The following is a 23,043-nucleotide window of genomic DNA, read 5'->3' as shown; positions in this document are numbered from 1 at the left end:
GTTAGATTCTTGCCTCCTTTGATATTTTCTGTATTATCGTAAAAACGATAAAACTGAAAGGCGTAATTAATGATCATTGGAGTCCTGAATCAAAAGGGTGGTGTAGGGAAAACTACGTTGAGCGTGAATCTTGCCGCTAGCTTCGCACGTACCGGAGCACGTGTGTTGCTTATTGATGTTGATCCGCAGGGGAGTGCATTGGATTGGGCAGCTGCTCGTAAAGATGCTCCTTTGTTTTCAGTTGTTGGTTTGCCGCGTGCAACGGTTCACAGAGAGATTACACAGATTGGTCATAATTATGATCATATTGTTATTGATGGCCCTCCACGCGTGACGGATCTTGCTCGCAGTGCTCTTATGGCTTCGGATTTGGTGCTTATTCCTGTGCAGCCTAGCCCATATGATATTTGGGCAGCTGATGGGATTGTAAAGCTTATTGCTGAAGCGCGTGTTTATAAAGAAAATCTAAAATCTGCTTTTGTTATTAATCGTAAAATAGTCAATACAGCGATAGGGCGTGATGTAGGCGAGGCTCTTGGAGTATATCCAGTACATGTTCTTTCTGCCAGCGTTGCGCAGCGCGTGATTTTTGCGGAAGCTGTAGCACAAGGAAAGGCTGTTTATGAAGTTGATAAGCAAGGACCAGCAGCAGCAGAGATTGAAGCTGTTGCAGCGGAAATTAAGGAGTTAGAACTATGAATAAAAAAATTAAGATTGGTACGAAGCCAACCAATAAATCAATTCCTTTAACAGCTGATGCATGGGTAGGAAGCCGCAAAGAAAGCATGGATGGAGCTATGAAGCGGCTCACCATTGATGTACCGGAAAGTTTGCATCGCTTAATTAAGATGAGTTGCGCAAGTCGTGGAACAAAAATAGCAGATGAAGTGCGCGAATTGCTTTCACAGAAATACGGAAAAGTGTAAAAAATGATATACGATAATAAGTTTTCATTGATTTGGCCTCCTCCTAGAGAACAGATATCATAAATATAAAATTCTGGTAGGATATATTATGACCATGCATTGTGCCGAATTTTTTCTGTTTATTTGCATCTTTTCAAAAAGTTGAATTCAGTAAATCTAGTGTTGGCTAGTCATTTTTAGGTTGGATAAGAACTATCATATAATTCTATTGTTGTGAGAGGATAAATAGTGAGTGGTGTAAATGAACGTAGATATTGTTGTATGATATATTTTCGTGAAAATGAAAAAGAAAGGGGCAGTAATTGGGACGTACTTGAGAGAAATCAATCTGATTACAAATTGGGGAGGGGAAGAATTTTCTTCTTATGAAGCGAAGAGAGGACAAAATATCTGCTATTGTATTTCTGCTGGTGAGGAAAAAGGGTATTGACTTTTTGCCAAGATTATTATGCTTTCTGCAAGTTTCAAGTGTACAAGATGAATTTCATCAATAAAACATTGCGTATAATTAAGGTACTTTCATGATATGTATTTGCCTAAAAGTAATATCGATTGTTATTTGTATAGAGCTGAATAGACTGATAAACTTTTTTATAAAACTGTGTTGATATTTCATCTAAATATAAAATTTCTTCTTGATTATTTTATTATAAAAAAGCAACTATTATAGCCGAATAATAGCGCTGGTTGTTTTTTCAGCTATGCGTTGTTTTATTTTATTAAATTATACTCATGTTGAAAGGGGGAGGTAGAAATAAATCACGCGTTTACTGATATTGGTGCTTTATAAAATTTACTCTTTTGCAAGTGAGTAGAAGGAATCCTTTATTATTCCATTGATATTGCTTCTTTCTTTTGTGCTGTTTTATGCTCTCACATTATTTGATGTAATTGTGGTCATTCTTAAGAGGGCTGTCCCCATTTTTTTGCTGGGATGTGAAGAGTTGTTTTTTTGAGTATTTCCATCGGCATTGTTTTAAGTGTACGGCAAATTATATCAAAGCTTTCTTCATTTTTCTGGTGATTTAAGAATGATGAGAGTGCAATTCGTTCATTAAATGTGTGTTGTTTTTGTTTGCTGGCAAATTGCAATGATTACAGGCATTACAAGTGCTTATAATTACATATACGTGTTGCTTCATATCTCATTACGAAGTGGTTTATGAAAGAAGTGAAGTGCTTAAAAAGCTCTTTGAAAAGTGCCAAAATGTTGAAATTGTTGCTGAATTTCAAGAACTTCAAACACAATGAGCAGCTGTGTAGGCAATGTTACAAACGCAAGTTACTATCATGCTTCAACATGTTTGTGTTGAAGCTGTAAATATTCGTCAAAAGAAAGTGTTTCAAGCGTAATACAGAGATCACGTGACACACATTATTATTACTAAATTGAAAGACAGAAGGGGAGTTTAATCATGAATAAAGTCATTATAACAGCATTGCTGCTTTGTACTGGACTTGTCGTTGTTGGTTGTGAAAAAAACTATAGCGTGGCAGAGTTTAAGAAAGATGAAAAGTTATTCGAAGAATGGGCAAAAAAATGTGACAAGGAAGATTCACCTATAACGTCATCTCAAAATTGTAAAAACGTTCGGCAAGCTTATATGGAACTTTTTATGGGGCGCTAAAAAACAGTGTTTAAAATCTTCTGAATCTGAAAAAGTGTAGTATAGCAGTGAAGTTATAAACAAAAGTAATCATGACCATATTGTTTTTTGTTCTCTTTCAAGAATAAGAAACCGTGAATTTTATCTTGCACATCAAAGATATAGACTTCAGTAAATGAGAAATCTCCTATTTTGGGAGGTTTTCTTTTTTAGATGCAAGGAGCTCTCCTTATGAAAACAATAGCCTTGCGTTTAAAATAGTATAAGCACAAGCTGTATTACATTCATCTATTTCATTAAAAGCCAATGAGGGTTAGGCTTTGTTGTTTTCTGTTTTTCAATAGAGGGAGGATGAAAAAATCATTCTGAGGAATATTATGATTCAAGGTATGAATAAAAATATTAAGCCTGATTGTTAAAAGTATATATAAAAATCAAAGATTAAAACGAAAATAGTTGGAAGTAACAGTTGGAACTGGCACGTGATTTATCGGCAGCCTTAAAATCTTTCTTTGATTTTATAAAAGTTTGAAGATTTTATAAGAATTTTTGGCGCTCATTTGCAAAGATCACGAAAAAGCTAGGAGAGTATATCTAATATGTCTCTATTATGAGAGCTAAGGTAACGATAAAAGCATTGATGATGACAATCAATGTGGAATAAAACAGAGCGGTTTTTATTATATCAGCCATAAGAACCTCTTTCTGTTCTTTGTGGTATCAATTTTGTGAATAACAATATGTTACAGTTTGTAATATACGCTGATACAATATACGCAGCAAGCATAAAGTCTTTCTTTTTTCTTATGGAGAGTTGAGGTGTTTTAGTATTGTCGAGCAGGGGAAAAGTGAAGCTTTTTTTATATAGGTTTTTTGATTGATTTTATCCATAACGAGATCGACTAAAGCTGTTTATGAAAAAATATCAAATATGATCCTTGAAAGAAAAGAGCAACACGTACAGCTTCTTCCAGAAGGTTTGATATAAAAATGACATTTACAACAAAAGTTTTCTTTGTGAAGAGGAAATTATTGTTTCTATAATTTTTCTTTTACGTATGAAGTGAGTGTACAGATAGAGTAATATTAATAGTGAACTAACGGTGCGTTATTTAATGAAATGATCTGTGAGAAGATTATGTTGTACAGAAAAGGTTGAAAACATCAGTGGGGATAGCTTTAAAGGCGTATGATCTTGAAAGATTATAGGATTGTATGTTTTGGGGATAACTCTTGAAAGGATTTTAAAAATCCTATATAGTCGCTCATTGCAAAGAAAAGCGAATGATAATTAAAAAAGGAGATCTATAGCCTTTTTAAGTTGTCTTTTGGATATTATAGCATGGCTGTATTCAGAAAATGTTCTTCTTGTTTTGTGTGCAGAAGGTAGCATGTGAAAAGAGGGGGTTTTTTGAAGTGGTGCGGGTTGACCCTGTGTAGTGCCAAATGTCATGCAAAATTCAGGTGCGTAAAAAGCCAAATGCTATGGAGGATAACATGCTGAAATCTTTAAAGAATTTGAATCTTTATATGTTACGAGTTTTTGTTGGCATATGTTATTGTCAATACATTATGGTTTCTGGTCGAAGATAGGCAAAACAAATTTGGAAATTTTGATATTTGCTCTGTATTACTCCATTGCGCATTAGCTTGAGAGTTTGCGGTGTTTTGGTGAATTGGAATTGGTATTATGCCAATGGTAATTTTGGAGCAAAAAAATCTTCCATATAATGTGTTGAAAGTGAACAGGTATACGCTTTTAAGTATTGTCGTGCTGTTGTCGGAGCAATATTCGCACAATAAGCTCAATTGAGTGTATCAGCATTGAAGAGAAGCTGTTTAATCTCCCTTATTTGATTTGAGAGCAAGATTGAACAATACCGTTGAAGGGGAAAAAATGTCTGTAGTGTCATATGGTGATGATAGTTTTGCATCAAAAGCAAAAATTCTTGATAACAATCTTATTGATCGTGATTGGGCGATGACGAAGTTTGTAGCTGCTGTTAAAGGGTTGGCGCAGGTGGTTGATTATGAAAGCAATATGCTAGAAAGCAGTAGTATTCCAGATTATGAAGAAATCAATTTATGTAAAATACGTGGCTTACGTGACCTTAATAAATCTGTGAGCGATGTAAAGCGCTACATGAACGAAGATATTGAAAATGAGGTTGAAAGCTTATTATCAGATTTACAAGAAAAATTACAGCGTAATAGTGAATTGCTTCAAACGCATTTAAGTGCAGTAAATGATCTTTCGCAAGCTGTTCAAATTGCTGAGCGGACAAAAGAAACAGAGGGAAACTGGTGATGTAATTTCAGTCCACATTGGACGTCTAAGTGATTAAACAATTATCCTAGTATAGTGTTTTTTTAGCGAGGGTGCGCATTTTCACCTCTTCTGGGTGTTGTAATATTTTGAAAATAGAGATTTAATTAATAAAGGCAGCATTTTAGGCTGCCTTTATTAAAATCGACACTGGTTCTATTTTAAAAATGATAACGTATTCCACCAGAAAAATTGGTTCCTGATATACCGGCTCTTTGAAGTTTTTTCCGATAGCTAATATCGCCATGGAGTGCGATCTTCTGAGAGAGATAAGCATTAACACCAATGCCGCCCTCAATTGAAGATCCGGTAGGATCAAGATAAAACGTGTCACCAATTTTTATTGTTCCGCCATCACCAAAAGTTTTGAGTACATTTAGTTTACCGTAAAAGGAAACAACATTGTTTTCTTCCGTGGTGGTGAAAGTTTGTGTCAAACGTCCACCAATACGCATTAGCCATTGATGTGGATTGCCCATATCAACTTCCAAATTATTAGCATCTGAGAAAACATTGAATAAGAGATTTTGATAAATCAATTGCGCTTGTGGTTCAAACATTAGCCCCTTAGAACTGGTTACTACTTTTTGACCAACGGTAGCAGATACACTTAGTGTCTCAGTACCATCCAGTTTTGCAACATCTCCAATGAGGGCTGTGGTGATATCTCCCTTCAGTTGTCCGTAGGAAAGAAGTGTGTTTACGTATAGACCATTGCTATGTTGAATGCCGCTATAAGCTGTGAGTGACCATTTATCAAATGTTGTCTTTTCAGCATCTTCCATATCCTTTGGAGTAAAAGCAAGCTTTCCGTAGGTTCCTAAAAGACCAAAATGTGTGCTGATATCTTTATTTTCTAGAGTTGCTAATATCACACCTAGTTGCAAAGCAGTATAGTTCACATCAGCACCATAGCCGTAATGCAGCGGGTCACGGTTGGAAAATAAAGTGGCTTTTTCACCATAGGAAGAGAAGAAAATACCTTTCTTTTTATTACTCTGTGTTCCAAACACTGTTGCACTCATACTGTCTAACAGTACGTTTTGATTGTTCACATCAGAAAAGCCAGCAGATAACAAAGCATTGGGCATGACTAAATAATTTGCTACCTGTGGTAAAAGGGCTCTGATCTTCTTATTTCTATCAACGTAGGCATTTTGTAACCGGAAGTCCCAGAAATTTTTATCATTCTTACCAAAGAGATTTTGGCTAGCATGGGATGTCCCTGGTGCATAGGCCGTGAGTACATACTTATAAGGCAAACCACCCATTGTCATATACTTGCCTGCTAAGTTGAAGGAGTTTTCGTTAGCTTTCCCAGAAACTTGAATGATTGAAATTCCATGTGTCTCTGAAGGAAGTGAAGCCATGTGCTCTCCCCAACCAGAACTGTTATCAGTTATTTTTTGATCTTTTTCTAAGAGATTGATGTGGACAACGGTGTTCCCTGATACATCGCCATCGATTACGACACGATCGGTTTCTTGTTTCTTCACCGGAGAATGACTGCTCCATTTAGTGTTTAAATGAATCTCCGCTGTACCTGTTGCACTATAAGTTACATATGTATTGGAATCTTCAACTCTTTGCTGCGGTTTAGAGCCTACAAACAAAGTTTGATAATGTCCCTCTGTGGGTTTTTCAAACACTACAATACTGTCTGTGAGGCTCAGTGCAGAAAGGTTAGAGTATGATTTTTCATCGACACCAAGCCGCGCATTATCAGACAGATCTTTATCATTATTAGCTACGTTTTTATTGGTTTTTAAAAACCATTTTGTGTTATTTTTCAGATCAAGAGCTGTTCTATTTTCTCCTAATGTTCTTACCCGTCCTTCTAATAGAGAATGCTCTGTCGTCAATGTAAGATTGTGGGAAAGAACTTCCTCATTCTTTAATAAAAGATCGGCGTGGATTTCTGAATCTTTGAGAACAACTTCAGCGTTCGCAGATCCTCCATAAACACCAATACCAACACCACGTTCAACAAAAAGTTTTGTATCAGTTAACACCACATTATTAGGAACAGCTTTTAGAGAGGCAAAATTACTTCTTTCTTCGGCATTGCGTGCATTTCGATTCATGGCGATGTTGTGCATAGGTATACTGAGGGTGTTTCGGAAAACGATACCATGCGTTTGACTCCTACCCTCGACATTTACAGTCGAATTTTTAAGATTAATTGTACCACCATCTGTGCCCAGTAAGCCAACCGATGATGCTGTTACAGTTATATCTGTGCCATTAACAATTCCACCTTTCGACGCACTTAAAGCAATGAATTCTGATGAAACTGTTCCTCCTATTATCTTTATTATCGAGTTTTTTCCTTGCGCATCTACAGCAACAAACTTGTCGTAAACTTTAACATTATGTCGCGTTACAGTATCGCCGTTCACAACTTCTATTGCAGAGTGTAGATTTTCCATTTGTACTGGTTTTGAAGATAATGGCTGTGTGGATATTGGTTTTACAGGCTCTGATTGTATCTTCATTGATGGTGTTTGTGGTGCTGGTTTTGCAGGTATTGATGGCGCTGATACAGCAAGATTAGGTAGATTTTCTTTGTTAGAAGGGGTTGTCGAAGAGGATTTTTCTTTACCTTGTCTTCTTCTCGATTCGCCTCTTGTTTCTGTCGCTGTAGGTTCTATATCTGCTCGAGTAAATTGCAGCGATTCTCCAGAGGAAGAAAGCATATCTATAGTTGCATTTTCGTCAGGCTTTGAAGCACTAGAATTTTCTTGCTTAGATGTAGAACTTTCAGAAGTTTGCTTTGTAAGAACTGCAGGTTTTTCAGGTGTTTTAGATTTAGGGGTTACAGTTGGAGGGGTTACAGTTGGAGAAGGGCTTGTCGGATTGTTTTGCTCTGTAGTTGTTGCGATTGTAGATACAGGATTCGCAGGTCTAGATTGTGTAGATGAAGAGTTTACAGTTGTTGGTAGAGGAGTCGCTGCATCATGGGCATAAGACAGGCTGGAATAAGAGCACAATAGAACTCCAGAAACTGTACATAATAATAAACTTTTTTTCATATAGATATATTCCTAAACACTTATTCTCGCTCTTTAATAAAAAAATTATACACTTTTAATGCAGTACGTACTTTTTATAAAATGCAAAACGAAATATATATAGCGCTGGTTGTATTTCAAGATGTGAATCAAAGTTTTTTAAAAGCGGTAGCGTATTCCGCCGGAAGCATGCATTCTAGGTATGTCGGTTTTTTTTTGAGTGTATGTTGATAGCTGATATCGCCATGAAGCGCGATATTTTGTGATAAATGCGCGTTAACACCAAAACCACCTTCGACAGAGGTTCTCATAGAAGCAAGCTTAAAATTTTGACCAATCTGTATAGTTTTCTTTTTATCAAAAGTTTTAATAAAGTTCAGTTTGCTATAGAAAGAAACAGCACGCCCTTTATTTTGTGTAAAACGTCTGCCAATACGGAGCAACCATTGGTAAGAATTGCCTAGGTTCACTTTAAAATTATTGCTATCCGAGAGAGTGCCAAGCAGCAGACATTGATAAACAAGTTGTGCTTGGAGTTCAAGTGTTATGCCTTCAACACCCGTTGGCAATTTCTGGCCGATGGCAGCAAAAGCTCCTAATGTTTTTATATTATTTACTTTTTTAGTGTTTTTGATAAGAGCGGTTGTGAGATTTCCTTCGAAAATTCTGTAAGAGAGGAATGTACTTGCGTAGATACCACTGTCATGCTGAATGTTTCTGTATGCGGTGAGTGACTATTTATCAAGCATATTCTTTTCAGCGCCTTCTATGTTCTTTGGGGTGAAAGCTAATTTCCCATATGTCCCAAAAAGACGAAATCTGTGCTGACATTTTGATCTTCTAGTGTTATTAATGTAAGATCTGTTTGCAATGCAGCATAGCGAATATCTGCATTAGCACTATCTTGTGATGGTTTAGAGCTGGAAAATAGTAGGCATCTGTTGCCATAAGTAGAAAAAATCCCCCTTTCTTTATTATTTTTTGGTTCAAACATTGTTATTTGTACGTTGTCTAACAGTGCATTTTGATTGCTACATCAGCAAGTCAAATGGCGAACATCGCAGGAGATATTGCCAAATAGCTTGTTACTTGTAGCGTGAGAGTTTTGGTTTTTGCTTTAAGCTCAAGAGAGGCATGAGATAAAGCTGCAATCTCTTTATCATCTACAAGCTTAGATGGTTTCTCAGTATCTGCAGCAGGTTTGGCGGTAGCATCAACCTTTGAGGGCAAGTTCACATGAGCTTCCGGTGACGCGTCAAAAGTGGCTTTCAGTGTTGAGGAAGTGGCTTTATCTACTGATAAAAATACCACCAGAGGCATTACTTATATAAGTTAAATTAAAATAAGAAAAACACAAAGCACAAACGGCTGTACATAATAATAAATGCTTCTTATACATAAAGATGCTCTTGATATATTTTTCTTCTTTTTGATAAAAACAGAATAACTTTTTGATGCATGACACTTTTTCATAACATTTAAAATTTATGCAACGCTGCTTACATTTCAGCGTTGCATCTGTTTCAGAAATAGAAATCAAAGATTTTCAAAACCGATATTGCATTCCACCAGAAAAACTCACTCCAGATATGCCAGCTTTTTGCAATTTATGTTGATAATTAACATCAGCATGAAGGGCGATATTTTCAGAGAGGTGCGCATTAACACCAAGTCCACCTTCAATCAAATATCCCATAGAATCAAGTTGGAAAGTATCACCAATCTGTATTGTCCTATTATTACCAAAAGCTTTCATCACATTCAATTTGCCGTAGAAAGAAATAGCACACCCTTTTTCAGTAGGCATCGTCGTTTGCGTTAAACGCCCACCAATGCGTACCAACCATTGATGAGGGCTGCCCATATTCACGTCAAAACCATCAACATCTGAGAGAGTACCAAGAGTAAGATGCTGATAAACAAGCTGTGCTTGGGGTTCAAAAACCAATCCTTCAACACCAGTTGCTAATTTTTGTCCGACAGTAGACGATGCATTCATTATGTCAGTGTTATGCAATTCTGCAGTATTTCCAATGAGAGCTGTGGTGATATTTCCTCTCAGAATTCCATAGGAGAAAAGCACATTGACATAGACGCCATTGTTATGATGGAGGCTACCATATGCAGCGAGAGACCACTTATCCAGTGTACTCTTGTCAGCGCCGTCTATATCCTTTGGGGTGAAAGCCAGTTTTCCGTACGTACCTAAAAGACCAAAGCTCGTGATCATGTCTTTATCTTCTAGCGATTTTAACATAATGCCTGCTTGTAATGCAGCATAGTGAACATCAGCACCATAGCCGTATTGCAATGGACTGCGGCTAGAAAATAATTTGCTCTTATTTCCATAAGTAGACAGGAAAATACCTTTCTTTTTACTCTCCTTTACTCCAACTGCTGCTGTTCGCATATTGTCTAACAACGTGTTTTGATTGTTTACATCAGCTAATTCAGAGGAGAATACAGCATTAGGCATTACCAAATAGCTTGCTACTTGAGGAACAAGAGCTCTGATTTTTGCGTCACTATCAAGAGTGGCACTTTGCAGGCGGAAATCCCAAAAATTCTTATTCTCTCCCAAGAAGCTTTGTTCTCCATTAGCTTTGTCATGACTTGATGTTGGTCCGTAAGCATTCAGCGTATATTTATAAGGTAAACGGCCCATCGTGATGTAGTTATTTGATAGTCTGAAAGAATTTTCATCTGCTTTTCCATAAACTTGCACGAGCGAAAGACCACGTGTATTCGAGGGAATAGAGTTGTCTGGAACAGAAATTTCTGATTCTGATGTCTTATTCTTCGAAAGGCTGTTGAAATGAATTGTTGTAGTGCCTGTTACATCACCATAAACAAGAAGACGGTCTGTTTTTTGTTGTTCTTTTACAGCACCATCACTCCACTCAGTATTGAAATAAATTTTTGCATCACCCGTTGCATTGTAAACTGCCCCTACATTAGAGCGTCTATTTTGTTGGGGTTCAGATACATCAGCTGCTCGTCCTACATAGAGGGTTTGATACTGTCCCTTTACCAGTGTGTGTGGAGCATTAAAAGCGATAGAGCTATCATTAAGATTTAGTACTGAAACAATAGAAAGCGCTTTTTGATTAATATTAGAGAGCTTGTTTGCATAATATAGTTCATGCTCTTTCCCCACATCTACTTCAAATTTACTAATCTTTAAGTACCATTTGCTGTTATTGTTCAGAGTAAAAACTGCTGTATTTTGGGGAAAAGCTTTTACTCTTCCTTCTATAATTGAATTATCAGTGGTTAATGTAATAGTACCAGGCTTATCACCCTCTGTTTCGGTTTTATTTTTTAATAACATATCGGCACGAAGCTCTGAATCTTTAAGATAAACTTCAGCAACAGCGCCTGAATAGTACGGCCCTACAATTCCAATACCATCTTTTACAAGAAGTTTTGTATTGGTAAGGGTTGCTTTATTGATAACTTTTTCACCCTCTTTGAGATTGGAACTTATGATATGATCAAAAAGGATACCATAGCTTTTATGTTGTTCAGAGACGGTTATGATGGAATCATCAACATGGATTGTACCATTTGCAACTAGTAAACCCCGAGTACCTGCTTTTCCAACAATTTTTTTAGCATAAATGCGTCCACCTGTTGATGCAGAAAGTAAAGCCGAATCTGAGCGCATTGTTGAGTTTTTAATGATAATAAAGGCTTCGTCATCAGCAACCCCTGTAGTATAGTTAGAGCGGACAAAAACATTATCAAAAATCTTTTCTTCTCCTCTCTTATCCGCACGAAGCATAATCATTTCAGAAGGTGGTGTATCTGCATGGGTTGGACGGAAATGAGAGAAAACCAAAGTTCCCGCAATTGTAAATAACAAAAAACTTTTCTTATAGATAGATTTCTTACACATGGATATGCCTTTATTATTGGTATGTCTTGGATGCTTACTTCATTCCCCTGATAGTGCAAGTACCGAGGCAGTTTTATATCATTATGTTTTTATTGTAAAGAACAAAGAGAATTATTAAGCATTGCTTTCTGTAACTAGACCGTTCGCTTCAAAAAACCATTTTAAAACGGTTATAGTAATCAGTGAAAAATGAATTCCGGAAAATTTACCTAGTAAATTTATACGCAAAAACCCTTATGAAACAGGGTATTTAGAATATACGTTATTAACTAAAGTTTGTTGTCATGAAAGCTTTTGCGGTTAAGGCAAAAGATATTTATATACTCTTCAAAAGCTTTCAATCAATTCTTTTGTGCAACGAAGAAGAGAAGAAATATGCAATATGTATTCTATATTTTAGACGTAAAATGAAAAAGTCGAAATATTTTATATTTTTTACTTAATCAAAGGGAAAGAGAGACTGTAATAAAATAATTCCAATTTTTATAAATCGAAAAAAAGCACAATATACACTTTAATATAAAAAGGTATATTGCGCTTTTATTTGCTTTATTTTAGAAGCGATAGCGCATTCCACCGGAAAGATACATCCCAGATAGACCATCTTTTTGGAGTTTTTGTTGATAATTAACATCAGCATGAAGCACGATATTTTGAGATAGTTGTGCATTCACACCAAGTCCACCTTCAATCGAACTTTTCATATAATTAAGGTGGAAAGTATCGCCGATCTGTATTGTACCCTTATCACCAAATGCTCTGATAAAATTCAATTTTCCGTGGAGAGAAACAGTACTTCCTTCTTTCGTTGTAGATATATCTTGTGTTAAACGACCCCCAACGCGAACTAACCATTGGTGAGGGGAGCCCATGTTCACGTTAAAGCCATCAACATCTGAGAGGGTGCCAAGCATGAGACGTTGATAGATGAGCTGTGCCTGTGGTTCGAAGACTAATCCTTTAGCACTGCTTGTGAGTTTTTGCCCGATGATGGCTGATACATTCAATGTATTTGTATTATTCAATTCCGCAGTATTTCCTCTGGGGATCGTGGTGATGTTTCCCTTCAGAATTCCGTAGGAGAAGAGGGCATTGACATAGAAGCCATAGTTATGGCGGATACTCCCATATGCAGCAAGCAACCATTTATCCAGTGTACTCTTGTCAGCACCTTCTATATCCTTTGGAGTGAAAGCCAGCTTTCCGTATGTGCCTAAAAGACCAAAATTTGTGGTAATATCTTGATCTTCTAGCGCTGCTAATCTGATACCTGCTTGTAAGGCAGCATAGTTTACATCAGCACCATAGCCATATTGTAATGGACTACGGCTGGAAGATAATGTAACTCTGTTGCCATAAGTAGATACAAAGATCCCATTGTTTTTATTATTTTTTATCTCAAGGGTTTTGGTTTGCATTGTATCTAGCAGAGTGTTTTGATTATTGACATCAGAAAGTCCAGCAGAGAATAGAGCTTGAGGCATTACCAAATAGCTCGCCACTTGAGGCACAAGAGCTTTGACCTTTTCTTCACCATCGAGAGTAGCACTTTGCAAACGGAAATCCCAGAAATTATCATCTTTTTTCAAATGCCTTTGAATGCTGCCTTTTCCCCCGTGATTTGGCGCTGATTCACCTTTGTCATTTTTTGAAATTCCCTCAATAATGTTCCCTTTTATAACATAGCTCGTGTAGTCTTTGAGGGCATTTTCTTCTGATTCTTGAGAGATTTCTCCCAAGTAGCTTTGCTGCCCATTGGCTTTTCCACGACTCGATGTTGGTCCATAAGCATTCAGTGTATATTTATAAGGCAATCCATCCATTGTGATGTAACCATGTGCTAATTTGAAAGCGGTTTCATCCGTTTTTCCAGAGACTTGAATGAGTGAAATACCACGCATATTTAACGCAACGGAATCTGCTGCGTTTGTTTTCTCATTCTTCGAAAGACTATTGAAATAGATTGTTGTGGTACCTGATACATTCCCATGAACAAGAAGGCGGTCTGTTTTTTGTTGTTCTTTGGTTAGGCCATCACTCCATTCAGTATTGAAATAAATTTTTGCATCGCCTGTTGCATGGTAAGCAGTTGCTACAGTAGGGACCATATTGTCTCTTGATTTATAAACCTCAGCGGTTCGTCCTACACTCAAAGTTTGATATTGGCTCTTTGCTAGAGCAGGTGGTACATTAAATACGATAGAGCTATTATCAAGGTTCAGTACTGAAACGGTAGAAAGTGCTCGTTGTTTAATGTCACTGAGATCGAAATTAAAGGTACTAAAATCAGTATCTACATCTTCTTGACTGACCTTTAAGTACCACTTGCTATTATTACTTAGAGTAAGAACTGTTGTATTTACTTTTAATGTTCTTGCTCTTCCTTCTAGAATCGAATTTTTAGCAGTTAATGTAAGAGAAACGGGAAGGGTGTCTTCATCATGATATACACGCCTTGTTTTATTTCTCAATAACATATCGGCACGAATTTCTGAATTTTTAAGATGAACTTCTGCAATAGCCTTTGAACCGTAAGGTCCCCGAATACCGACGCCATCTTCTACAATAAGCTTTGTATTAGTAAGATTTACTCGGTTTACAACGTGTTCTCCCTCTTTTATTTTATTTTTTGGGGTTTCATAAAAAACAATACCACCGCTTCCTCCTTTTTTGACAATTATATTCGAATCTTCGACGTTGATTATACCATTTCTAGTTTCTAAACCTATGTACCTTGTATTTGCTTCAAGTCTTTTAGCATCGATGCGCCCACTTGTTGATACAGAAAGTGCAGCTAATTCTGTTTGTATTGTTGAGTTTTTAATTGTGAGAACTGATTTATCATGAGCAGACACTCCAGGACCCCTATGACGGATAAGAACATTATCAAAAGTTTCACTTTCTCCATTATTCAAATTAAGCTGATTAACAACTTCAGGAGTTAGTGTATCTGCATGAGTCGGACAGAAATTAGGGAAAAGCAAAGTTCCAGCAATTGTATATAACAAAAAACTTTTCTTATAAATAGATTTCTTACACATAGATATGCCTTTATTATTGGTATGCCTTTGATGCTTACTTCATTCCCCTGATGGCGCAAGTTCCGAGGTACTTTTATATCACTATGTTTTTCTTGTAAAGAACAAAGCGTATTATATGGTGGTATTCTCTATAGTTTGAAGATTTGCTTCAGAAAATCTTTTAAAATAGTAATGCAAATCAGTGGAAAAACAGATTCCAAAAAATTATCTTGGTGAATCTCTATCCATAAATTGAGTCTCTATGAAGCGCGATATGTTGAAATATTGCGCCCTGATCAAAGCTTGTTATTATTAAAGCTTTATAGAGTTGAGATAGAAGAAATTTTTTCATGAGCATTGCCAAAAGTTTTTAGCAAATTTTCCATAGCATAGAACAAAGAGGGAGGACGATTATGTGCTTTTAAAAATAAATTAAGAAAGCAAAAAATATTTTGCATCCTTTATTGATAAAGGCGAAGGAGGTTTTGATGAGGCAATTCGGGTTTATAAACTGAAAAGGCAGCACAATGTGCTGCCTTTTATGTTAAAACGAATAAAATAACATTACCGCTTTTTTATAGCCTTGTGTTTTAAAACTGATAACGTATTCCGCCTGAAAAACTTGCTCCAGTTATACCGGTTTTTTGAAGTTTTTGTTGAGCGCTGACATCCCCATGAAGAGAAATGTTTGGTGACAGTTGCGCACTGATACCAAGCCCACCTTCAATAAAAGAGCCTACAGAATCACGTTGATAATTTTTATCAATATGGATTGCTTCATTGTCTCCAAGAGTTTTGACTGCATTTACTTTTCCATAGAAGGAAATAGAACGACCATTTTCAGCTGTGACGACAGTTTTTGTTAAACGACCACCGACACGGATTAACCATTGATGGGGATTGTTCATATCAATGGTGAAATTATCGACATCTGAAATGGTATCAAACAACAAATGTTGATAAGCCAGTTGTGCTTGGGGTTCGAAGGTTAAACCTTCCATTCTCGTTGCAAACTGTTTGCCAACGGTGGTGGAGATGCTCAACATTTTGGCATTTTTCAATTTTGCAGTTTTGCCAATGATGGCATTGGTAATATCTCCCTTTATTATCCCGTAGGATAAAAGTGTATCGATGTAGAAACCATTGTCATGCTGTACGCTGCCATAGGCTGCAAGTGACCATTTATCCAATGAGGTTTTACTCGCATCTTGCATATCTTTTGGGGTGAAAGACATCTGCCCATAGGTTCCTACAAAACCGAAATGTGTTGTGGTATTTTGCCTTTCCAGTGCAGGTAATGCAAGACCGGCTTGGATAGCAGCATAGCGGATATCAGCACCATAACCATATTCGAGAGGACCGCGTTCAGAGGATAAGGTTCCTGTACTTCCATAGGTGTATAAGAAGAAGCCGTTATTCTCTTTATTTCCCACAACTGATGTTCTCATATTGGCTAAAAGCGTGTTTTGCTTAGCCATATCGGTTAATCCCGTAGTGAAGAGAGCATTTGGCATGACCAAATAGCTTGCCATTTGTGGGACGGGAGCAGGTACGATAACAGAGTCTGAACCAGTGTCAAGAAATGCTTTGTGTAAACGGAAATCCCAGAAATTTTCGTTCTTTTCATCAAAGAGGTTTTGCGCAATATCGGCGTTACCATGGCTTGATGTTGGCCCATAGCCAGTTAGTGTGTATTTATAAGGTTCTCCCCTTATTGTGGTATAGCCCTGGGCTAATTTGAAAGAATCCTCTTTTGCTTCTCCAGAAACTTGGATGAGTGAAAGACCACCCATATTCGAAGGATCAGAAGCATTTACTACACTATTTTTATTCCCTAAATCGCTTTTGATATAAACTGTTGTGTTGCCCGAGACATTACCATGGATCAGCAATCTATTGGTTTTTTGATCAGCAATGGCAACACCATCACTCCATGTAGTATTGAAATAAATCTTTGCATCCCCAGAGGCGTTATAGACTGCTTTGGTATCTGGTTTTCCAGATCCTATATGCAATGTATGATAATGACCATCGACCAGTGCATCAAAAACAATCGAACTATCATTGAGATTAAGTACAGAAATATCAGAACGTGATCTTTGAGCAATATCAAGCAGATTACCTTCATCATCTTTTTCTTTTGTGCTGGTCTTTAATGTCCATGTTGTCTTATTTTTTAGATCAAAGAGTACATTTCTCTCTTGTGCAATTTTTGCTCTGCCCTCTAAAGTGGAATGATCTGCGCTTAATGTGAAGGTACCGTTGGATATTTTCTTAACGTCTTTACCGCCCCACCAATTTTTATCTTCCTCCCAAATTTTGTTCCACAAAATACCGTCATCTAATAAAACATCGGCATGGATCTTTGAATTTTTAAGATTAGCTGTACCGATTGATGGAGTAGCATTATTTTCAATGCTTTTTTCAACAATAGTTTCAACGAAAATTCCAGCGCCATTTTCAATGTGAATATCTGCATTGGTTAAATTGATTTCATTGTTTTGATCTTTTTGTAGATCATCTTTAAAGAGATATATGAATTGCAAACCAGCCACTCCCGCTGTTACAGAAGCATTTGCGAGATTAATGTGTCCGTTAGCTCCTGCTAATAGTGCAACTTTTTTTGCTTCTATCTTGTTTGTATTAATAGCACCATTGATCATCCTAATTGTGCTATTATTGGCTGCAACAAGACCAACATCAAAGTTTCGAAGGACTGTCTTACCATTTAATTCAATTGAAGTGTTAAGTCCATAGGCGCCCACACCGGTGTTTTTTTCGGACTCACTACCGGTTATCGTTAAATCTCCACTAACAATTTTGCTCCCACCGTTTGCATAGAGACCTTCATCAACATTTTTAATGGTTGTTTTGCCCGTTAAGTGAATCTCACTACCAGCATCCTCTGTCCATACACCAGTGCGTTCTTTATCGGGGGCTGAATTGATTGCTTCACCACCGATTACTGTTAAATCTTCACTGGTAATTTTGCCCCCAGCAATCGCTCCAAGACCGTTGAAAGTATTGTTAATTGTTGTATGTCCCTGCAATTTTATTATGCTCTTAGGGCCCAATGCAACTGCACCAGCTCCCTTACCGTCTGTTGTTAGGGTAACAGCTGTGGCATCAATCTGTCCACGGTCTTTTGCATACAATGCAGCATATTTATTCTTTGCTGTTGCTGTTCCTCCTAGCATTATGATCTTAGATCCTGAACCTTCTGCAACGAGTCCATCACCATCGGATGATGCAATTTTAGCATTGTCCGTTAAGGTGACTGTGCTGCCGTTTTGAGCAAATATTGTTGTACCTTGTGCATCAAATGATCCTCCGGAGACTGTTATTGTCGAGTGATCATCTGCAAAGATACCAGTCTCTGCTTGCGTGACGGTTACATCTTTTAAAACGACGGTACTTTTTTCTGCTGCTATTCCAACCTCCAGTAACGAATCGTCTTCACTACTCGATATTTTTACATCTTCTAGATTGTTTTCATTGCTGTTACTGTTTAAGAAGCTAGCACCAACAATAGAAGTTTTAATTGTTCCTCCTGTCATCTTGATTGCGCCACTGTCGTTTGTTGCAAGCCCGATTTCGCTATCATTAATTGTTGTCTTTCCAAGTAATTCAACCACACTGCTCGCGCCAACAGAAACTACAACCGATCTAACTGCCGCCACGTCGCCTGTTGCTTTTAGAGCAACATCTTTGACCGTAACATGGCCACCGTCGCTAGCAGCTAATGCACTATTTTTTCCCGTGACGGTTCCCCCAGTCATGTTGATGGTAGATTTTGAACCGTTTGCATAGAGTCCAACGTCATTAGATGATGTAACGTTTGCACTGTCGGTTAAAGTGATGGTACTGCTGTTGTGAGCAGATATTGTCGTCATTTGTGCATTAAATGATCCTCCTGAGGCTGTTATTGTCGAGTGATCATCTGCAACTAAAGCATTGGTTGCTTGCGTGACGGTTACATCTTTTAAAATGATGGTACTGTTTTTGTTTGCTATTGCCCCCAAGCTTTGCTGTGCATCGCCTTTACCATTTAATATCGGCACATCTTCAGGTTTGTTTTTATTGCTGTTACTGTTTGAAGAGTTAGCACCAACTATAGAAGTTGTAATGGTTCCCCCAGTCATCTTGATCGCGCCACCCTCGTTTGCGATAAGCCCGACTGTACTATCACTAATATTTGTTTTTTCCCCAAGCAATTCAACTACACTGCCTTCGCCACTAGAAAATGCACCAAACGATACATCACTATCTGTTGTTTTTAGAGACACATTTTTGACAACAATATGCCCACTGTCTTGAGCATTCAATGCACCATTTTTCCCCGTGACGGTTCCCCCAGTCATGTTGATGGTAGATTTTGAACCGTTTGCATAGAGTCCAACGTCATTAGATGATGTAACGTTTACATTGTCGGATAAAGTGATGGTGCTGCTGTTGTAAGCAGATATTGCCGCCATTTGTGCATTAAATGACCCTTCTGAGACTGTTATTTTCGAATTATTATCTGCAACTATACCGGTAGCTGCTTGAGTCACTTCTACATTATCTAAAATGACGGTACTTTTGTCTGCTCTTATTCCAAATTTCAGTAACTCATCGTCTTTACCACTCGATATCTTCACATCTTTCAGCTGATTTGGGGTGTTTTTGCTGCTACTGTTTAAGAAGCCAGCACCGACTAGAGAAGCTTTAATGGTTCCCCCAGTCATCTTGATCGTACCACCGTTGTTTGTTGTAAGCCCGATGGTACTGTCACTAATATTTGTTTTTTCCCCAAGCAATTCAACTACACTGCCTTCGCCACTAGAAAGTACACCAAACGATTTATCACTATCTGTTGTTTTTAGAGACACATTTTCGACAACAATATGCCCACTGTCTTGAGCAATCAATGCACCATTTTTCCCCGTGACGGTTCCCCCAGTCATGTTGATGGTGGCTTTTTGGTTTTTTGAACCTTTTGCATGGAGTCCAACGTCATTAGATGATGTAATGTTTGCACTGTTGGTTAAAGTGACAGTCCCGCCGTTTTGAGCAAATATTGTTGCTTGTTCTGCTTCAAATGATCCTCCCGAGACTGTTATTTTTGAATCACGATGTGCAATTATAGCACTGGTTGCTTGTTTGACAATTACATCTTTTAAAGCGACGGTACTGTTGGAGACTATTATTGCATTGATTAGCGGCGCATCATCTTTACCGCTCGATATTGTCACATCTTCCAGCTTGTTTTCATTGTTTTTGCCGTTAGATTTGCTGTTAGAGAAGACAGCACCACCCCCAGAAACCGTAATGGTTCCTCCAGTCATTTGAAGTGTAGCGCCGTCTTTTGCCATAATACCTAGGGAAATGACAGAATCAGAGCCTTGAATGGTCGTGTTATTTAATTTAATCGTACTGTTATTGCCTTCAGCGGTTACAGCAAAAGCGCTTTCATTTATATTTTGGTTTGGGGCTATGCTTTGGTTTGTATCTTTATTTCCAACCACAGTTAAATGGTCGCCGATAATTTGACCGCCGTCTTTTGCATGAATAATTTCATAGGTTTCGTTGGCAACTTTTTTCTCTCCTTGAGAAACTTCAAGGGTTTCGGCATGTGCATTGAATTGGATGTTAAACAGTATGATAGCTGCTGCTGTTGTATATGATAAAAGGGATTTTTTATACATTAGTACTCTCCTTATAAAAGTCCCCAATATTCATTCCCCCGCGAACTTCATAAGAAGAGTAGAAAATGGATAATTGTCTTGAACCTATTAGTATTGATAATTTGTAACTTTAAGTAATGTATTTTAACTTTTTTGTCAAAATTAAAAATAAGCGATATTAAAACAGTATATGTATTTATGTTTACAACATAATGTACTTATGGTAAAATATATTTGATAATGTAAGTATTATAAAATAATAATAGTTTTTGTAATATTTATTGTTTTATTTTAATTTGGGGCATTTTATAGCACACTAATATCTTCTGATTTCTGATAAAGATTCGCTTTTTGATAAGCTGTTTTCATATTGGTGATTTGGGTATATCCAAAGCTAATAAGTCTTAACTAATTAAAGTTCTTTAAGAGGAAAGATTGAAATATATTATTAAAATCATACTTTCATTATTTTGAATTTTTGACACATTCTTAACAAAAAAATCTGAAAAATTGTTTTTCAGATTTTTATAATACAATAAAATACGTAACGTTTGTTGGTGATGTGTTTATGAGATATAAAATTGGATATATAGTAATCACCATGATTGCTTTTGCTCTTTCTGCTTGTTTTAATCTCGCTTCTGAAAAAATAAAAAAAGACGAAAGGTTCCATACTGCTTTCATGGATTGGTCTATGAAAGAAAAGTCCCTTGCCAAAAATTATACTGCGATCATCATGGCTGATCCGCAACCATGGCGCTTAAATTCTGGTGAGCCTAATGGTGTGTCGAACAGGGAACCATGGTTGAAGATAAACGAGCAGGTTGCTGGTGCCATAAAAGCGCAAAAGGCTGCATTCTACATTGTTAATGGTGATTTGACAGAGTTTGGCCAACAAAAAAATTATGACGATTATAAAAATATCTATAAAAGTTTTGGTTCTCCAGTCTATGAGGGGTTAGGCAATCACGATTATGCCAATAATGTTGGAAATTGTACAATTCCTGAAGCATTCAATTTTTATAAAGATGCGTGTGCTCTTAGTGCTGTTTCAAGAATGGTGTCGGAAATCAAAAAATATCGCAGCCAGTTATCTTATTTCAATGCAGATATTGCTGAAAGTTTCCTTCCCATTTCGGGTGGCAATATTCACGTAATCAAGGGGAGTTTGAGTTATTCGTGGGATTATGGGGATGTTCACTATGTGCAGCTTCATAATTATCCAAGTTATACGGTGCGTTTGAAAGGACAGTCTATGGAGGTGCAAATCAATAAGTCTTTTGATTGGCTTAAAAAAGATTTAGTTGCTGCTGATGCTAGAGGTAAAATTACAATCATCAATTTTCATGATGCTCGCCCAGTTTCCATTGATGGTGAATCCTTTTTTATTCGTAATAAAAATGTTAAAGATTTGTCGATATTTAAGTCGATCATCACTTCTCATAATGTCAAAGCAATATTTGTGGGGCACACACATTATCAATTTTATTGCCGTGCAAAAAATGATAAAGTCTTTGGCAATGTTCCTGTCTATACAGCTGGTGCGCTTTTCAATGGAGATTATTACCTTATAGATGTGAAAGGGAAGGCTATTCACGTTAAAGCCTATAATGGAGAGATAGGAAAACCTCTTTTAATCAAAGATCTCGGCATTATAGGAGAAGATACCCAGTTTTCCGCAAGTTGTAGTCAGTTATAGTGATATTTTTTCTTACTTTAAAAGCATAAGAGGAAAAGTGTGCTATATTACAAATTTTAAAAGTGAGGGGAATGTTTCAGAAAGTTTCAGAAATGCATTAAAAGTGTTGGACACTTTGTCGTGCGTATCTTGTTATAAAGCTGCCATATTTTTCTTCTCTTATGGATGATATATATGCTGCGGTGTACCTGTGAAGTTTTTATTATATTCGTTATATTCTCGTAGTTTATATTAAGTGACTGGAAGCCATGTGTTGAAAGTTTTTTGTTTGCTTTGAGAGACGTGTGAAATGGTGCTTTAAAATGAAATGCTTTGTTAAGAATTAATCCGTTACTTTATGGAAAGCTGAAAGAACTTGTTAAAAACATCAACGATAGCGAAGAAATAGAGCTTATTTTGCTTCTGATAAAATTGCATTTAAAACGTCAGATTGAATCCAAAAGGGTGCATCTAACAACCACTTATACATGTGGTTCAAATAATCCGGCTGCAGCTCAAGAGCTCATCATCTTAAATTGCGATCTTTAGGATGAAGAGAAAAAGATTCATTAAAGGGGTTTTAAATACCCTTTGAAAGATCTTTGAAGACCCTTTGAAAAAAATAAAACAAAAAGTGAAGTTCACTTCAAAATCAGCCAAAAATGACCAAAAAAGCAAAAAAGATATGCGCCATATGGCGCGTTTCTATTTTTATTGTATATAATTCTTTAAAAAAAACAATGTGTTATTGTAATTTCTTAATGTAAAAAGAAACGCGCCTGTATTTTTTATATTATAGTAGCATTAAGCCGAATTTTGTGTAGTTTCTAGATGTACTCTTTCAGCCTCTATTTGACGCTTTAAATGCAATTTTAGCAGAGGCAAAGTAAGCTCTATTTCTTCCGTGTCGT

General features: G+C 36.9%; 12 protein-coding genes and 2 pseudogenes. 6 read left to right on the top strand and 8 right to left on the bottom strand.

Translation table 11 applies throughout. From position 1 onward, the window contains the following. Window positions 1-69 precede the first annotated feature (69 nt). From parA to MCO_RS07605, 4 genes are all read left to right on the top strand, one after another. Window positions 70-699: a ParA family partition ATPase gene (gene parA / locus MCO_RS07620; RefSeq protein WP_007553564.1), complete on the top strand. Its 630-nt coding sequence runs from the start codon at window positions 70-72 to the stop codon at window positions 697-699. Beyond that, entirely contained in the window at window positions 696-926 is a 231-nt protein-coding gene (locus tag MCO_RS07615; protein WP_007553562.1) for a hypothetical protein, read from the top strand. Before parA ends, MCO_RS07615 begins: the two co-directional genes overlap by 4 nt. Window positions 927-2,341: 1,415 nt before the next feature. Beyond that, window positions 2,342-2,554, top strand: a complete 213-nt coding sequence (locus MCO_RS07610) for an EexN family lipoprotein (protein ID WP_007553560.1) — start codon at window positions 2,342-2,344, stop codon at window positions 2,552-2,554. Window positions 2,555-4,430: 1,876 nt separating this feature from the next. Beyond that, window positions 4,431-4,841, top strand: a complete 411-nt coding sequence (locus MCO_RS07605; protein ID WP_007553558.1) for a hypothetical protein — start codon at window positions 4,431-4,433, stop codon at window positions 4,839-4,841. A gap of 179 nt (window positions 4,842-5,020) precedes the next feature. Here MCO_RS07605 and MCO_RS07600 read toward each other — a convergent pair whose 3' ends face one another. The 7 genes from MCO_RS07600 to MCO_RS10265 form a co-directional block, all read right to left on the bottom strand. Next, the gene (locus tag MCO_RS07600) at window positions 5,021-7,891 is read right to left on the bottom strand and encodes an autotransporter outer membrane beta-barrel domain-containing protein (RefSeq protein ID WP_007553557.1); all 2,871 of its coding nucleotides are present in this window, start codon (window positions 7,889-7,891) and stop codon (window positions 5,021-5,023) included. Between the two features lie 128 nt (window positions 7,892-8,019). Continuing rightward, complete coding sequence (locus MCO_RS11315) at window positions 8,020-8,565, bottom strand: autotransporter outer membrane beta-barrel domain-containing protein (RefSeq protein WP_245256862.1); 546 nt, start codon at window positions 8,563-8,565, stop codon at window positions 8,020-8,022. A gap of 92 nt (window positions 8,566-8,657) precedes the next feature. Next, entirely contained in the window at window positions 8,658-8,864 is a 207-nt protein-coding gene (locus MCO_RS11310; RefSeq protein ID WP_007553555.1) for a hypothetical protein, read from the bottom strand. A 50-nt stretch (window positions 8,865-8,914) separates the two neighbouring features. Beyond that, entirely contained in the window at window positions 8,915-9,106 is a 192-nt protein-coding gene (locus MCO_RS11305; RefSeq protein ID WP_245256858.1) for a hypothetical protein, read from the bottom strand. 310 nt (window positions 9,107-9,416) lie between these two features. Beyond that, entirely contained in the window at window positions 9,417-11,768 is a 2,352-nt protein-coding gene (locus MCO_RS07580) for an autotransporter outer membrane beta-barrel domain-containing protein (RefSeq protein ID WP_007553552.1), read from the bottom strand. 554 nt (window positions 11,769-12,322) lie between these two features. Continuing rightward, window positions 12,323-14,809, bottom strand: coding sequence for an autotransporter outer membrane beta-barrel domain-containing protein (locus MCO_RS07575; RefSeq protein WP_007553551.1), 2,487 nt, complete (start codon window positions 14,807-14,809; stop codon window positions 12,323-12,325). A 569-nt stretch (window positions 14,810-15,378) separates the two neighbouring features. After that, window positions 15,379-20,475: an autotransporter outer membrane beta-barrel domain-containing protein gene (locus MCO_RS10265; RefSeq protein ID WP_007553550.1), complete on the bottom strand. Its 5,097-nt coding sequence runs from the start codon at window positions 20,473-20,475 to the stop codon at window positions 15,379-15,381. Window positions 20,476-21,022: 547 nt separating this feature from the next. Between MCO_RS10265 and MCO_RS07565 the strand changes: the two genes are divergently transcribed. Beyond that, window positions 21,023-22,153: a metallophosphoesterase family protein gene (locus MCO_RS07565; RefSeq protein ID WP_040299058.1), complete on the top strand. Its 1,131-nt coding sequence runs from the start codon at window positions 21,023-21,025 to the stop codon at window positions 22,151-22,153. Window positions 22,154-22,486: 333 nt separating this feature from the next. Further along, window positions 22,487-22,681: pseudogene (locus tag MCO_RS11300) on the top strand (hypothetical protein); the annotation flags it as partial. A 255-nt stretch (window positions 22,682-22,936) separates the two neighbouring features. Here MCO_RS11300 and MCO_RS11295 read toward each other — a convergent pair. Further along, window positions 22,937-23,043: pseudogene (locus MCO_RS11295) on the bottom strand (transcriptional regulator); the annotation flags it as partial.

This window comes from Bartonella sp. DB5-6 (assembly GCF_000278115.1).
Classification (GTDB): Bacteria; Pseudomonadota; Alphaproteobacteria; order Rhizobiales; family Rhizobiaceae; genus Bartonella; species Bartonella refiksaydamii.
The sequence above is the reverse complement of the archived record's forward strand: the minus strand, read 5'-3'. Positions and strand labels throughout refer to the sequence as shown.